General features: G+C 69.0%; 11 protein-coding genes and 1 pseudogene. 10 read left to right on the forward strand and 2 right to left on the reverse strand.

Translation table 11 applies throughout. From position 1 onward, the window contains the following. Positions 1–128: 128 nt before the first annotated feature. From eccCb to N415_RS08400, 4 genes are read left to right on the forward strand one after another with little or no spacing between them, the layout of a single operon-like run. Positions 129–3683 (forward strand): type VII secretion protein EccCb, encoded by a 3555-nt coding sequence (gene eccCb, locus N415_RS08385; RefSeq protein ID WP_068179481.1) that lies wholly within the window; start codon positions 129–131, stop codon positions 3681–3683. Next, positions 3680–4936: a type VII secretion-associated protein gene (locus N415_RS08390; protein WP_068179487.1), complete on the forward strand. Its 1257-nt coding sequence runs from the start codon at positions 3680–3682 to the stop codon at positions 4934–4936. Before eccCb ends, N415_RS08390 begins: the two co-directional genes overlap by 4 nt. After that, positions 4933–5286, forward strand: a complete 354-nt coding sequence (locus N415_RS08395) for a WXG100 family type VII secretion target (RefSeq protein WP_068179489.1) — start codon at positions 4933–4935, stop codon at positions 5284–5286. Before N415_RS08390 ends, N415_RS08395 begins: the two co-directional genes overlap by 4 nt. Positions 5287–5300: 14 nt before the next feature. Beyond that, positions 5301–5597 (forward strand): WXG100 family type VII secretion target, encoded by a 297-nt coding sequence (locus N415_RS08400; RefSeq protein ID WP_068179507.1) that lies wholly within the window; start codon positions 5301–5303, stop codon positions 5595–5597. Positions 5598–5650: 53 nt separating this feature from the next. Here the strand turns inward: N415_RS08400 and N415_RS08405 are convergent, their stop codons facing one another. Then, complete coding sequence (locus N415_RS08405; protein ID WP_068179491.1) at positions 5651–6790, reverse strand: oxygenase MpaB family protein; 1140 nt, start codon at positions 6788–6790, stop codon at positions 5651–5653. A gap of 284 nt (positions 6791–7074) precedes the next feature. Between N415_RS08405 and N415_RS08410 the strand changes: the two genes are divergently transcribed. Beyond that, entirely contained in the window at positions 7075–8022 is a 948-nt protein-coding gene (locus N415_RS08410; protein ID WP_152531284.1) for a hypothetical protein, read from the forward strand. Here N415_RS08410 and N415_RS08415 read toward each other — a convergent pair whose 3' ends face one another. Next, the gene (locus tag N415_RS08415) at positions 8023–11196 is read right to left on the reverse strand and encodes an adenylate/guanylate cyclase domain-containing protein (protein ID WP_068179497.1); all 3174 of its coding nucleotides are present in this window, start codon (positions 11194–11196) and stop codon (positions 8023–8025) included. Positions 11197–11465: 269 nt separating this feature from the next. Here N415_RS08415 and rplM point away from each other — a divergent pair, with 269 nt between their 5' ends. From rplM to N415_RS08440, 5 genes and pseudogenes are all read left to right on the forward strand, one after another. Next, positions 11466–11909 (forward strand): 50S ribosomal protein L13, encoded by a 444-nt coding sequence (rplM, locus tag N415_RS08420; RefSeq protein WP_066907613.1) that lies wholly within the window; start codon positions 11466–11468, stop codon positions 11907–11909. Further along, a complete protein-coding gene (rpsI, locus tag N415_RS08425) occupies positions 11906–12397 on the forward strand; it encodes a 30S ribosomal protein S9 (protein WP_081665124.1) in 492 nt (163 codons plus the stop codon). Before rplM ends, rpsI begins: the two co-directional genes overlap by 4 nt. A gap of 126 nt (positions 12398–12523) precedes the next feature. Beyond that, complete coding sequence (gene glmM, locus N415_RS08430) at positions 12524–13861, forward strand: phosphoglucosamine mutase (protein ID WP_068179499.1); 1338 nt, start codon at positions 12524–12526, stop codon at positions 13859–13861. A gap of 46 nt (positions 13862–13907) precedes the next feature. Beyond that, positions 13908–14195, forward strand: a complete 288-nt coding sequence (locus tag N415_RS08435) for a hypothetical protein (RefSeq protein ID WP_068108113.1) — start codon at positions 13908–13910, stop codon at positions 14193–14195. Between the two features lie 2 nt (positions 14196–14197). Then, positions 14198–14853 (forward strand): annotated as a pseudogene (locus tag N415_RS08440) (hypothetical protein); the annotation flags it as partial.

Here is a 14853-nt window from a genome sequence, read left to right on the forward strand (position 1 = left end):
CGGTGACCCCTTCCGTCGGATTACCGGCACCGTAGCCAGAATTCGATCCGCCGATATCCGGCTGTCCACAGGTGACTTGCCGCGGTTTCCGGCGCTGCCTACCGTCGCCAACCGGTAGGAGGGCCGAGATGACACAGTGTTTCGTGCCCGCGGTTCGCCGGCCGGCACCGGCGGTCGCGGCTGCGGACATCGCCGTTGACGCACCGCCCGGCCTGCCTCCGAGGGGATCACCGAGGTTGCTGCCGGTGGTGTTCTCCCTCGTGACTCTCGCAGTCATGGCGGTGGCCTTCCTCACGGGATCGACGGCCGCGCGCCACCCGATGTTTGTGGCGTTCCCGGTGATGACGCTGCTTTCCCTGGCGGTCACCGCGACTGCCGGGCGCGGCGAGCGGCGCGGACGTAGCCTCGACGCCGACCGGCTCAACTACCTGGCGTACCTGAGTGGGCTGCGCGCCACGGTCACCGAAACAGCGGCAGCGCAGCGTGATTCACTCCTCTGGATCCACCCGGACCCGGACACACTGTGGACGTTGATCGGCGGACCGCGGATGTGGGAGCGGCGCCCGTCCGACCCCGACTTCTGCCTCGTCCGTGTCGGGATCGGCACCCAGCCGCTCGCGGCACGGTTGATGGCGCCCGAGCCCGCTACCCACGAGCCGTCCGACCCGGTCACGGCGGCGGCCTTGCGCCGCTTCCTGAGCGCGCATTCGCTCGTAATGGGCGCGCCCGTCACGGTCGACCTTCGTGCCGACATGATGGTGACGATGGACGGCGACCCGGCCGCCGTGCGCGGGCTGCTGCGCGCGATGATCTGCCAGCTCACCGTGCTGCACAGTCCCGACCAGTTGCTGGTCGCGGCGGTGATCGGCGACCGCAACCGCGCCGACTGGGACTGGCTGAAGTGGTTGCCGCACAACCAACATCCGAGCGCCGCCGATGCGGTGGGGTCGGCGCGCTTGGTCTATCCAAGCATGGCGGGCGCCCGGCAAGCGCTCGCCGGCGTGACGGGGTCGCACGTGATCGTGGTCTCCGACTGCGGCGAACGGGTTGCGGCGGGGGCGCCGGCTGGCGCCACCGTCCTGGAGGTCGGCGCCTGCGCCGACGGCGCGGCGGTGACGATCGGGCGGCCGGACGCGCCTCAACCGTTGCCGTGTCACGACCGGTTGGAATTGCTGGACGCGCTGACCTGTGCGCGCCGGCTGGCCAGGTACCGGGCCAGGCCGGCCGACACCGACCCGATCACGCTGTGGAGCAACCAGGATCGTCGTGACCGGCTGTGCGTGCGGATCGGCACCACGATCGGTGGCGCACCGCTGCATCTGGACATCAAAGAGGCCGCGGAAAACGGCATGGGTCCGCACGGGCTCTGCGTGGGTGCTACCGGATCGGGCAAGTCGGAGTTACTGCGCACCATCGCGGTGGGGATGGTCGCGCAGAATTCCGCCGAGGTGCTCAATCTGTTGCTCGTCGACTTCAAGGGTGGCGCAACGTTTCTCGACTTGGCGCGGGCGCCCCACGTGGCTGCCGTCGTCACCAACCTGGCCGACGAGGCGCCGCTGGTGGCGCGCATGCGCGACGCACTGGCCGGCGAGATGGAACGCCGGCAGCGGCTGCTGCGAGGGGCCCGCTGCGCCAGCGTCGCGGCCTACGAACGCGCGCGCCGGGCCGGGCGGCAATTGGTCCCCCTGCCGACGCTGGTCGTCATCGTCGACGAGTTCTCCGAAATGCTGAGCCGGCATCCGGAGTTCGCCGACATGTTTGTCGCGATCGGGCGGCTGGGGCGGTCGCTCGGCATGCACCTGTTGCTGGCCAGTCAGCGGCTCGAGGAGGGGCGGCTGCGCGGACTGGAAGCGCACTTGTCCTACCGGATCTGCCTGAAGACCCTGTCCGCCGCCGAATCGCGCGCGGCTCTGGGAACGCTTGACGCATACCAATTACCCAACACCCCCGGCGCGGGCTACCTCCGCGTGGGCAGTGACGAGCCGATCCGCTTTCAGGCCGCGTTCGTTTCGGGACCGCGGCCCGTGGACATGCCGGTGGGCGAATCGGTGGTACGCGTCTTCAGCACCCGGGCGGCGGGCCCGCTCCGCGACGCCGGCGGCAACTCGCCGACCCGAACCGTCCTGGAGGACGTAGTCGACCGGCTCGCCGGACATGGACCGCCCGCGCACCAAGTCTGGCTGCCGCCGCTGGACGCGGCACCCGCGCTGGACACATTGCTCGGCGATATGGTGTCGGTGCCGGACGAGCTGAGCGTGCCCATCGGCATCGTCGACCGCCCGTTCGAGCAATGCCGCACTCCGCTGGTGGCCGAATTGTCCGGAGCCGCGGGCAATGTGGCGGTCGTCGGCGCGCCGCGATCGGGCAAGTCGACCGCGCTGCGCACCCTCATCACGGCCTTGGCGGCCGTTTACGATCCGGCGCGAGTGCGGTTCTACTGCCTGGATTTCGGCGGTGGAGCGCTCGGGGCGCTGCGCGCCTTGCCGCACGTGGGTGCCGTCGCCGGCCGGACCGAGCCGGACCTGGTGCGGCGCGTGATCGCCGAGATGGAGTCCACCGTGCGGTCCCGGGAGGCCGATCGAGCCGGGCTGGGCGCTGACGTGTTCCTCGTCATCGACGGCTGGGCAAGCCTGTGTCACGAGTTCGGCGATTCCGAGGCGTCGATCACTGCCCTGGCGGCTCAAGGGCTTTCGTTTGGCGTGCATGTTGTGTTGTCTGCGTCGCGCTGGGCCGAGATCAGGCCGGCGCTCAAGGACCAGATCGCCACCCGCATCGAGTTGCGGCTTGGTGATCCGGCCGATTCCGAGATCGATCGCAGGCGGGCGCGGGACGTGCCGCACGACAGGCCGGGTCGCGGCCTTTCCCGCGACGGGCTGCACATGCTCATCGCGCTGCCCACCGATCGGATCTGTCATGGCGAGTCGGTCGCACCGCCGATACCGCTGCTGCCGACGCACGTCGACCACGAGGCCGTCGTGTGTAGGGCGGGGGCGCGGGTCGTGCTGGGTCTGGAAGAGCGTCGGTTGCAGCCGATCCCAATCGATTTCGAGCTGCACCCCCACCTGCTGGTCCTTGGGGATAACGAGTGCGGCAAGACCGCCACGCTGCGGACCCTGTGCCGCGAGATCATCCGGACGAATTCCGCCACCGAAGCCCGGCTGCTGATCGTCGACTTTCGGCGCTCGTTGTTGGGCGTCGTCGAGTCGGAACACCTTGCCGGCTATGCCGTGTCGTCGTCCGCGCTGAGCGGCCTGCTGCCGGAACTGCTCGATGTCCTGGCGAGGCGGATGCCCGCGTCGGACGTGAGCCAGGCTCAGCTGCGTGCCCGGTCCTGGTGGTCCGGGCCGGACATCTACCTGGTGCTCGACGATTACGACCTGATCGCGAACCCGGGCGGCAACCCACTCGAGCCGGTCGTCGAATACCTGCCGTACGCAAGGGATATCGGGTTGCACCTCGTCGTGGCCCGGCGCAGCGCCGGCGCGGAACGCGCGCTGTTCGAGCCGCTGCTGGCGGGCCTGCGCGACCTCGGGTGCATGACGCTGATGATGAGTCGGCGCCCGGACGACGGCGCACTGTGGGGCTCCGGCCGCCCGGTGCGGTTGCCACCCGGTCGTGGCGTCCTGATCACTCGCCCCGGGGACGAACAGCTTGTCCAGGTGACCTGGAGTCCGCCGCCGTGAGCCGCCACCGCGCGCTCGTCGAGGCCGGACCCGGCGCGATCCGCCGATTATGTTGTGGCACAGCCGGAGCCAGTGACGAAGAAATGTCCGAGGTCGCCAGGGAGGCACTGGGCGCCATCGACGATCGGGTGGCGCTGGTCGGCGGTCGCCCGGTCGCCGTGGATTCGCTCTGGCGGGCGGCGTTGCGGTCGCTCAAATGTGAGAAGTGTGACGGCCTGGTACTCATTCGCCCGTCCTGGTGGCCCGCGGCGCGTGTCGCCGTGGTGACCGCGGCGGCCAAGGCCGTGACCGACGAGGTGCTGGTGCGTCGGCGGTCTTGGCTGCTGGCGCAGGCCTCCGACCCCGAGCCCGTGGTGGTGGAAATCGCCGAGCGGCTGGTCGTGATCACCGGACCCGAGACTGTCGCGATAACCCGTGGGGCCGACGAGCATTCCGTCGGCGAGGAGGCCTCCGACGTCTGCCGCGTCATCGCCCGGATGGCGCGGCGGACGTCGGCGGGCGTCGTGATTGACGCGCCCGGCACGGTCGTCGGGGCGCCGCAGCTCGGGGGGTCGATCGCGCGGGCGCTGCTTGATCGCGGCCTGGCGGCCGTGAAGATCGGTTCTGCCCAGCTGCCCTTGCTGGCGCAATCGGTTTTTCCGCTCGTGGCCGACCCGACCGGGCCGCGCGTCACCGCGCCGGCCGCCCGTCCCCGTACCCGCACACGGGTGACAGGTGCGCTAGCCGGGGCCGCCGTCGCGTTGACGGCGTTTCCACTGGCGATCGCGGCGGCGCCCCCGGCGACCCGTCGTGGCGCCTCGCCCCCGGTCGCGGCGCAGACGGTGCCGACCACGTTCCTGGTGGAGGGCCGCGTGGCGCTGACGGTGCCCGCACACTGGTCCGCGCAGCGGGTGGTCACCGGGCCCGGGTCCGCGCGGGTGCAGGTGACCTCGCCATCGGATCCGGAAGTGGCGCTGCACGTCACGCAGTCACCGGTGGCGGGCGAGACGCTGGGCGGCGCGGCGGAGCGGTTGCGACACGCCATCGACGCGGAACCGGCCGGGGTGTTCGTCGACTTCAATCCGGCCGCGATGAGCGGCGGCCGGCCCGCGGTGACCTATCGCGAAGTGCGCGTCACCCACCACGTGCGGTGGACGGTGCTGCTGGACGGGCCGGTGCGGATCAGCGTCGGGTGCCAGAGCCGTCCCGGTGACGAGGCGGCTGTCCGCGACGCATGCGAGCAGGCGGTGCGAACCGCCCACGCGATCGGATGAGACGGAACCAAACGGAAGTCGTCACAGTCCAAGTTGATATGGCGAACAGACTGAGCACGGACTTTGATCTCATGCACTCCGTCGCGGCGACGACGGACGCCCGCAACGAGGAGATCCGGGCGATGCTTCAGGCCTTCATCGGCCGCATGGGCAGCGTTCCGTCGTCGGTGTGGGGCGGGCTGGCGGCGGTGCGATTCAAAGATGTGCTGGATCGCTGGAACGCCGAATCGACCCGGCTCTACCGCGTTCTGCAGACCATCGCCGAGACCATTCGCCACAATGAGGTCGCGTTGCGGGAGGTTGGCGAGAACCATGCGCGCCACGTCGCCGCCGCCGGCGGAAATCTGTGAGCGGGGGCGAGGCCGTGGACCCGCTGCTTTCCTACGACTTCGGCGAAATCGAATGCGCTGTGCGCCAAGAGATCCACACCACGGCGGCGCGATTCAACGCGGCGCTCGACGAGCTGAAATCACAGATCGCCCCGCTGCGAGAACTGTGGACCCGCGAAGCCGCGGCCGCTTATCAGGGCGAGCAGCTGAAGTGGCACCAGGCGGCCAGCGCGCTCAACGAGATGCTGGTCGACCTGGGGAACGCGGTGCGCGATGGCGCGCAGCAGGTGGCCGACGCCGATCGCCGCGCGGCCGGCGTCTGGATGCGGTGAGCCAGCTAGCCCCTGTGTGGTCCCGGCGGTGGAGAGCCGCCGGGGCCACACAGTCACTTACGGCGCGAAGGCTTTTTGATCTCCCATTTGCGGGCCAGGTGATCGGGCATGTCGAACGACGCGCGAACGCCACCCCGCTCGAACTCGAACGCACTCTCCAACAGTTCGCGCCCGAAATCCGGGGCCCATTTCGAAACAAAGTGGTAGCGCGGGGGCAAGTCGCGGCCGACCAGGCTCAGGACGTGGGTGGAGAACCAGTCGGCGATGCGCGCGAGCTGTTCGAGTTCACCGCGGAGGTGCTGACGCGGTATGAGCAGCAGATCGGCGGTCGCGTCGCCGATCAGGCGGCGGACCAGTGGCGGGATCGTCTGATCGAACACCTTGGTGGGCGTCAGTTGGTCGAGTAGCGCGAGGAGCGCGCGGGTCATGTGCTGCCCCTCGAGGGACGCCATGAAGCGTCGTCGCTTGATGGCGTCAAGCAGCGCGTTGGCGTCGGCGGCGTCGTGTGGACGCAGTTTGTCGACCACGCCCATCAGGTGGCCGATCACGTTCCAAAGATGGAGGTACGCGTCGATCTCGTCGTCTTCCAAGTTCACACCGAGCCGACTCATCGGTTCTCCGACGACGTACCAGAACGAGAGGATGGTCGCGGCCATGTCCTCCTGGTTGATCGGTATGCCCCAACTGGTGTAATCCCATACGCCGGGGTGCTTACCGGCGCGGTCCTTGATCAGGTGACGCACCGCGGCATGCATCAGCCGGACGTGCTGAATGGCGCGCCGGCCCTTGCCGTTTGGATCGAGGCCGCCGACCTTACACACCTCGATCAAGAACTGGCCGGTCTCCATCACCCGCCGGCGTGCGTCCGTGTCGAGCTGGGCGGTCAGGTACAGCACCCTCACGGCCTTGGCGTCCGCATACGCCGACGGCAGCGACGCGCAGAACAGGCAGAGCGTGATGAACAGGCCGTACTCCTCGAACACCTCCTGACCCTTCTTGATCTTGTCCGCATCGGCCCACTCGGGCAGCGCTAGCGAAGTGGTCAGGTAACCCCGGAGCTCTTTGGGCAGATCCTTCGGCACCGGTTGGTCGTTGCGGACGAGCGTCCGCATGATCCGATTGACCTCGTTGACGTCCCGATTGAACACTTTTTCGACCACGTCGTCGGCCCACTTATCACCCTTGTGCCGCATGGGATCAAGCAGTGTGTTTGTCCATCTCGAGCTTCCATTTGTGCCCGCCATGCGCACAGCATTGCAGATTTCGCGCCGTTGGCGAAGGGTCTATTTGCCATCAAGAATTGTTAGAAAAGCGATGCAATGCCTGGCCAAAGGCGGTGCGCCGCACCAGGAGCTCACTGATCAGCGCCGAGACAGTAACGCGGTGGGGTGCATAGTTTTCACGTACTCTTTCTAGATTCTTGTCGCCACCCATTTGTATCCGTGTTGTTTGGCCCCGATTCGCGAGGATGGACACGATGGTCGACGTCAACGACGAATTCCTGCACGAGACCGGGCCGCACCCGGATTGGCAGGAAAGCTTCTTTTTCAGTTGGTTCGACGCCGAATCGGACGCCGTGGGATTGGCGCGGATCGGATATCGGCCCAGCAATCACACCGCCGACGCGATCCTGTACACGATGCGCAATGGACGCGTCGAGGGCGGCTACGCGAAGCTGCACGCCCGCTACTCCGGTACCCCGCAGCCCGACCACCTGAAAGTGGGGGCTTTGGAGTTTCGAATGATCGAACCGATGTCGAAGTGGCGGCTATTGCTGCGCGGCCGCCACGAGGTCGACCTGACCTGGACCGCGCTGCACGCGCCGTTCGATTACCACGCCGAAGCGCCTCCCGGGGCATACCTGCCGTCCGGCATCGCCGACACCCACATGGAGCAGTCCGGGTGGGTCACCGGCCGGGTGAGAATGAACGGCGCCACCTACCCGATCGACGGCCTCGGTCAGCGAGACAAGTCCTGGGGCGTCCGCTTGTGGCGCAGCATCGAGCGCTGGGACTGGAACACCGTGCTGCTAAGCCCCGACTTCACCATGAACTGCACGCACCTGTTCGAGGATGGCCGGGCCTACCCGACCGGCTACATCTTCCACGACGGCGCCTGCCACGCGGTGGCCCAGCTGACCGTGGACCACGAGTGGTCCGGCCATCAGGTTCCCTGCGCCTCGCGGATGGTGGTCACCGACGTCAGCGGATTGCGGCTCGAGATCCGCGGCCGTGTCATCGCCCAATCCTGTTTGTGGAAAAGGGGTTTGGTGATCCAGGAGTCGGCGACGCGATTCGAAACGGTCGTCGACGGTCGACCGTTCACCGGTCTCGGCATCACCGAGCACGCCTGGCACGCCGGTCTGGGGGGCTCGCTGCGGGTGCTGCCGCGGATGGGGCCGGCGGCGCGGATGATCATGCCCTGATCAGGGCATGACCTCCGCCCAGGCGATGTGCCCGGCGAACTCCAGCGACCTCGCCATCTCGCCGTAGCGATTCTTCAAGTCTGCGTACGCGGTATCGCCGCGGGCATGCGCCACAAGAGCTTTCAGTCGCAACAGCCAGATGTCGCGCATGGCCGAGCCGTCGGTCGGCGCCGCCGCCAACCGATCGATCGCGGCCTCGGCCTCGGCGACGTCGGCGTCGGTCCCGCGGTCCAGGAGTGTCTCCACCAGGACCCCCGTCGCCGGAAAGCCCCAGGCCCCGCACATCTGCTGCCCGTCGCGGAACAAATCGTTGACGGCGGCGCGCACGAGCAATACGGCTTCGTCGCGATCTCCACCGCGAGCCCGCTCCCGCGCCAAATACGCGTCGACGAACCGCAATTCGCCTAGGTTGGCTCTGCGGCGCCGGAACACGTCGCTGAGTTCCGCCAGCAGCTTCTGGCCGCGCTCACGGTCGGCAGCCGTTGGGCGGTGCACCCGTGCGACGCCCGGCGCCATCTGGGTGAAGGCCAACGCGACGTCGTCACCGGATCGTTCGATGATCCGCAGCGCATCTTCGCTCTCGCGCACCGCCCGATCGTCGGCCGCCAGGACGCCAAGCGGGATGCCCGGGTTGTAGATGTAGGCGACCACCAAGGCGTATGACATCGGGTCGGCCTTGCGGGCCATGGCGAGGCCCTGCTGCTGGTCGTCCTGCCATCCGGGTAGACCCAAGCTGTACCGTGCGATGGCCCGCGTCGAAAGGGCGACCGCCAGGGGGGACCCTACGAAGAAGTTGCCCTTGGACGGGTCACCGTCGGCCAGGTCGATGACCGTCTGTGACCACCGCAGCACGTCGGACCACTGATTGTTCTCCATCTTGGCGAAGATCAGCGAAACGGACAGCCCCACCGTCAAGGTCGCGTCGCCGAGCGCCTCGGCGAGTGTCCAGGCTTCGGACGCCAACTCCGCGGCCTCGGGCGCCCGGGCCTGATGCGCGTGCTCCATCACCAGCCCGGCCATCCCGATGGCCAGTGACACCTTGTCCCCGACGGCGGCGCACAACTCCCGCAATTCGTCGAATCGGTCGGCGACTGCGCGCGCGTTGATTCGCCACGCGATGCCGCACAACATGGTGCGCGGGGCGATGCGCATGGTTGCGCGATGGGGGTCCTCCGCAGGCAGCCGGTCGGCGATCGTTTGGGCGCGCTCCCAACTCAGTCGAGCGGCATTCGCGTCGCGGTTGGTGGCCCACGTCGCCGCACGCATGTGCCAGCTGAATGCCGCGTGCGGATCACCGGCGGCCTCCAGGTGCTCGGCGATCAGCGCCGCGTTCTGGTCGGCCGCCGCCTGGTCGCGTGACTCGATCGCGGCGGCGACCCGCCGGTGCAGCTCGGCGCGATCCGATCGCAGCTGTGATTCGTAGGCCACGGTGCGGATCAGCGGATGGCGGAACACATACCTGGGTTCCCCGGTGAACCTGATCTGGTCGATGAGCTCGGCCGCCAGCAGGTCGTCCAGGCTGGGCTCAATGCCCAGCGTTTCCAGCAGGTCCGGGCTGAATCGCGACCCGATCACCGCCGCGGCGCTCAGGGTGCGCTTGGCCGCCCAGTCCAGGCGGTCGATACGCGCGGCGATGGTCGCCTGCAGCGTGACCGGCACCCGGACCTCGGTGACCGCCGCCGCCGACACGTAAGCGCCGCGGTTGCCCCGCAGCACACCGCGCTCGGCGAGGTCGCGCACCATCTCCTCGACGAAAAACGGGTTACCGGCGGCGCGCTCGGCGATCACCCCGGCCAAGTCGCTGACCGACGGGTCCGGCCCGAGCAAGTCCCCGGCCAGTGCCGCCGCTTCCGAATCACTCAGCGGCGCAAGGGCGATGGTCTGCGCGCCGGTCACCTTGCTCAACGGCCCCCGATACTCCGGACGGTAGGTGAGCACCACCAGCGAGGGTGTCTGCGGGGCCACCGCGACGAAGTCGGCCAGCATCGAGCCGCTGACCTGGTCGATCCAGTGCACGTCCTCGATGACATACACGGCCGGGGATTGGCGGGCCAGCAACGCGGCATTGACAAGCGCGGTCAATCGCCGCCGCCGGGCATCCGGGTCGATCGTCGGCAGCGCAACGTCGGGATCGGCGATGCGCAACAAGTCATCGAGGAGCAACAGGTCATCCGGCTCGGCGTCGGGCACCCGGGACCGCAGCTCCGCGCGCGCTTCCGGCGGTTCGAGATCGGCCACCCGGAAGCTCGCACGCAGCATCCGCGCCACCAAATAGAAGGGCACGTCGCTGGCGTGCGATTCGCAGAAGGCGGTGAACACGTCGACACCCCGGGCTGCCGCCATCGCGGTGACCTCGCGCGCCAGCCGGCTCTTGCCGATGCCCGGCAACCCCACGACACTGACCACGGCGCCGTGCACGTCGATGGCGCGCTCGAGCAAGCCCTCGATGGCCGACATCTCCCACTGCCGACCGACCAGATTCGACTCGGCACGCCGGGCGGCACGGTGGTCATCGCCCGCGGCCAACAGCCGATGGGCGGGGACCGGCGCGTCGACACCCTTGATTAGAACCAGCTCGGATTCACCGATTGCCGCGGCGCCCTCGACAAGCCGCGCGGTCGACGCGCTGAGCATCACCGCACCCGGCGGGGCCACCGATTCCATCCGCTGGGCGAGGCCGACCTGCTCGCCGATGGCGGTGTAACCAAACGGCCCGGAGCCGATTTCGCCCGCGATCACCTGACCGGAGTTGAGACCGACGCGCAACCGCAGTTCGATGCCGTCGCGCTTGTCGACCTCGGCGGCCAGCCGGGCGGTTTCTTCCTGGATGCCCAGCGCCGCAAGGCAAGCCCGGATGGCGTGGTCCTCCAACGCGACCGGCGCGCCGAACACGGCCATGATGCCGTCGCCGGTGAACTTGTCGACCGTCCCGCTGTACCGCTCGACAACCGCCGCGCAGCGATCAGCCAGGTCCGCCATGATTTGCAGCAGCCGTTCCGCACCGACCGCCGAGGCGATTTCCATCGAGCCGACCACGTCGGCGAACAGGACCGTGACCTGCTTGTACTCGGGATGGGCGTCGCCGTCTTGGATTGCCGAGCCGCAGCTGTGGCAAAACCGCGCGTCCTTGAATGGCTCGGTACCACACGTCCGACACACTGCTCCGGCCGTCATCCGACCTCCGCCAATCCGGGCCCACCGATTGCTGGGTGCTCTAAGGATAGGTTGCAGCGGTCACAAGGGCATGTTTGATACCCGTGTCGGCGATTTTGACCTGCGGGGATGACGATCGGTAAGCTGCTCGGTTGGCGTGCGGTACGCCGGGGCCTCGGGTCAATGTCGGTCGCCGAGAATTAACCCCACCGCGAACGCCTGACTGGCACCCGGCTCGACCCGGGATCCACACCCTCGTACAAGAGGCCTGAGAAGAGAAGGTAAGCGCTGTGCCCACCTACGCCCCAAAGGCGGGTGACACCACGCGGTCGTGGTACGTCATCGACGCCACGGACGTGGTGCTTGGCCGCCTTGCCGTCGCGGCAGCCAACCTGCTGCGCGGCAAGCACAAGCCGACGTTCGCCCCCAACGTCGACGGCGGTGACTTCGTCATCGTCATCAACGCCGAAAAGGTCGCCCTGTCCGGCGACAAGCTGCAGCAGAAGCTGGCCTACCGCCACTCGGGCTATCCCGGCGGGCTGCACAGCCGCACCACCGGCGAGTTGCTGGAAAAGCACCCGACCCGCGTCGTGGAGAAGGCGATCGTCGGCATGCTCCCCAAGAACAAGCTCAGCCGACAGATCCAGCGCAAGCTCCGCGTCTATGCAGGTCCGGAGCATCCCCACACCGCTCAGCAGCCGGTTCCGTACGAGATCAAGCAGGTGGCCCAGTGACCGAGACAACCGAGGCGCTCGAAACCCCGGAGACCCCGGAGACCCCTGCGGCCTCCGAGGCCGAGGCTCCCGCCGCCCGCCCCGCCGAGGCGTTCGTCTTCGAGCGGCCCATTCAGACCGTCGGTCGCCGCAAGGAGGCCGTGGTGCGGGTGCGCATCGTGCCCGGCACCGGCAAGTTCGACCTCAACGGCCGCAGCCTGGAGGACTACTTCCCCAACAAGGTGCACCAGCAGCTCATCAAGGCCCCGCTGGTCACCGTCGACCGGGTGGAGAGCTTCGACGTCTTCGCCCTGCTGCACGGCGGCGGCCCGTCGGGTCAGGCCGGCGCGCTGCGCCTGGGCATCGCCCGGGCGCTGATCCTGGCCTCGCCCGAGGACCGGCCCGCCCTGAAGAAGGCCGGCTTCCTCACCCGTGACCCGCGTGCCACCGAGCGCAAGAAGTACGGGCTGAAGAAGGCGCGCAAGGCGCCGCAGTACAGCAAGCGCTGATCAGCATCACTTTTTGGCCGCAAAACCGCCTCGTGCGGCGTGTCTGCGCGCGTTCGTGCCTGGTTTCGGTCAGAAAAGAACGGGCACGTTAGGTGTCTGAGCGTCAACTGTGAGAGGTTTTACCGCATGGGTCGACTATTCGGCACCGACGGTGTTCGCGGGGTCGCCAATCGCGAGTTGACCGCCGAGCTGGCGTTGGCCCTGGGCGCCGCGGCGGCCCGGCGCCTGGCGAGTTCGGGCGGACCGGGCCGGCGGGTGGCCGTTATCGGCCGCGACCCACGGGCCAGCGGCGAGATGCTGGAGGCCGCGGTGATCGCCGGGCTGACCAGCGAGGGCGTCGACGCGCTGCGGGTCGGGGTGCTTCCCACCCCCGCGGTGGCCTACCTGACCGGCGCCTACGACGCCGACTTCGGGGTGATGATCTCTGCCTCGCACAACCCGATGCCCGACAACGGCATCAAGATCTTCGGTCCCGGTGGTCACAAGCTGGACGACGCGACCGAAGACCAGATCGAGGAGCTGGTTGCGGCGGGACCGGGGCTGCGCCCCGTCGGCGCCGGGATCGGCCGGGTCGTCGACGCCGAGGACGCGGCCGACCGCTACCTGCGCCACCTGTCCAAGGCGAGCACGCTGCGCCTGGACGGCCTGACCGTGGTGGTCGACTGCGCCCACGGCGCGGCGTCGTCGGTGGCGCCGCGCGCCTACCGCGCGGCCGGGGCTCGGGTGATCGCCATCAACGCCGAGCCCAACGGGCTCAACATCAACGACGGCTGCGGTTCGACGCACCTGGACGCGGTGAAGGCGGCGGTCGTCGAACACCGCGCCGACCTGGGGCTGGCCCACGACGGGGACGCCGACCGGTGCCTGGCCGTCGACGCCAACGGGGAGCTGGTCGACGGCGACCACATCATGGTCGTGCTCGCGCTGGCGATGCGGGACGCGGGCGAGCTGGCCTCCGAGACGTTGGTGACCACCGTGATGAGCAACCTCGGGCTGCACCTCGCCATGCGGTCGGCGGGCATCGCGGTTCGCACGACCGGCGTCGGCGACCGCTATGTGCTGGAGGAGCTGCGGTCCGGCGACTACAGCCTGGGCGGCGAACAATCCGGGCACATCGTGATGCCCGCGGTGGGCTCCACCGGCGACGGCATCGTCACGGGACTGCGATTGATGAACCGCATGGTGCAGACCGGCGCCTCGCTGGCCGAGCTGGCCTCGGCGATGCGGGCGCTCCCGCAGGTGCTGATCAACGTCAAGGTGGCCGATAAGGCCACCGCCGCCGCGGCGCCCTCGGTGCAGACCGCGCTCGAGCAGGCCGAGGCCGAACTGGGCGACACGGGCCGAATCCTGTTGCGCCCCTCGGGAACCGAGCCGATGATCCGGGTCATGGTGGAGGCGCCCGAAGAGGATGTGGCGCAGCGGGTCGCCAGCCGGGTCGCGGAAGCGGTGAGCGGCGCGCGCTGATCCCTTAGCCGGGAACCCCGGCGCCCCATCAGGCGTCGGATTAGGCATGAGATTCGATAGCTCGGCAGTGCTCAACGTCGCCGACCGGATGGACGCGGCCACCGATCTCCTCGACCGCGCGGTGGCAGATCACTTGGCGCGGTTGACTTTCGGCGGTGCGGTCGCCGGCCGGGCGCACACCGCGCGCGGCGACGCGCTGCGGGTGCAGCTGGAGCGACTGACGGCCGAGGTGACGCGGTGGTCGCGCGCGGCGGCAGAGACGGCCGCGGCCCTGCGGGCCGGCGCCGAGAACTACGCCGACGCCGAGTTGTACGCTGCGGCGCGGATCGCCTGATCGTGGCCGACCGGTTGGACGTCGCGGAGCGGCTTGCCGAGGGCCGCCCCGCCGTCGAGCACACCGAGGCTTACGTGCGGGCCTGCCACGCGCTCGGTTATCAACATCCCGGCCTGACGGCGCATCCCGCCCAGGTCCGCGAGTGGTACGACGGCGAAGAAGGTCTGGACCTGCGCGCGCTCGACAGCGACTGCGCGGAATTGCGGGCCGCGGCCGCGGCGGTCATGGAGGCGCTCGGGCTGCAGCGGGCGCAGCTTGCCGAGCTGGCCGGGGCGTGGCTGGGGTCCGGCGGGGATTCCGCGGTTCGGTTCCTGGAGCGCCATTGTGCCGCCGCGAGCGCGGTGGCCACCGAGGTCCGCGCGGCGGCCCAGCGGTGCGAGTCGCTGCGCGACAACCTTTGGTACCTGGTCGATTCCAAGGTCGCGACGGCCATCGCCATCGACGAGGGCACGCGGGCGCAGCGGCCGGCGTGGTTGGCCGCGGCCGCCGCGGTCACGACCGGCGCGGGGGACCGGGCCGGCGCCGAGGAGGTGGTCCGCCAGGAGATAACCCCCTACGTGGACAACGAGATTCGCGACGACTGGCTGACCACGATGCGTTCGACGGCCGAGGGGGTGGACACGTCCTACGCCATGGTGATCGACCGGATGGCCGCCGC

It is taken from the genome of Mycobacterium sp. UM_CSW, assembly GCF_000455205.1.
Taxonomy (GTDB): Bacteria; Actinomycetota; Actinomycetes; order Mycobacteriales; family Mycobacteriaceae; genus Mycobacterium.